Source organism: Bradyrhizobium sp. BRP19 (assembly GCF_020194195.1).
GTDB classification, from domain to species: domain Bacteria; phylum Pseudomonadota; class Alphaproteobacteria; order Rhizobiales; family Xanthobacteraceae; genus Bradyrhizobium; species Bradyrhizobium yuanmingense.
Map to the genome: position 1 here is coordinate 1 of NZ_JADYVZ010000257.1, position 380 is coordinate 380.

Consider the following 380-nt stretch of genomic DNA (forward strand, 5'->3'; position numbering starts at 1 on the left):
CTGGTACAGCGCGGTTTCCACCCACTCGTAGTGGGCCAGTTCGGCCAGCGCCGGGTGCGGCAGCTGCGGCTGTGCCTGCAGCCACTGCACGAACTCGGCGGCCAGCTCGGTGAACAGGGGGGTCTGGCAGCGATGGGTGGCGAAGTAGTGGCGCACCAGCGCGCTCCATGCCGGTTCGCCGAGCAGGCGGACGCAGACCGGGAAACCGTTGCTCAGGAGCCCGAGCAGGTTGTTGAACAGCAGGTGCTGGTACACCGCCAACCGGCGTGCATCCAGGCCGGCCGGTGCCGGCACCGCCTGTGGATCGCGCAGGTGCGCGGTGAACGCGTGCTGCTGCGCGCGCAGGGTGTCGATAGCGTCAGCCATGTGCAGCCCCGGCG

1 protein-coding gene is annotated in these 380 nt (G+C 70.0%); it reads right to left on the reverse strand.

Going from position 1 to position 380, the window contains the following annotated elements; translation table 11 throughout:
• Positions 1-366 (reverse strand): putative DNA-binding domain-containing protein (locus I6F36_RS39465; protein ID WP_225173347.1); only part of this gene is annotated, 366 nt, incomplete at its 3' end.
• Positions 367-380 lie beyond the last annotated feature (14 nt).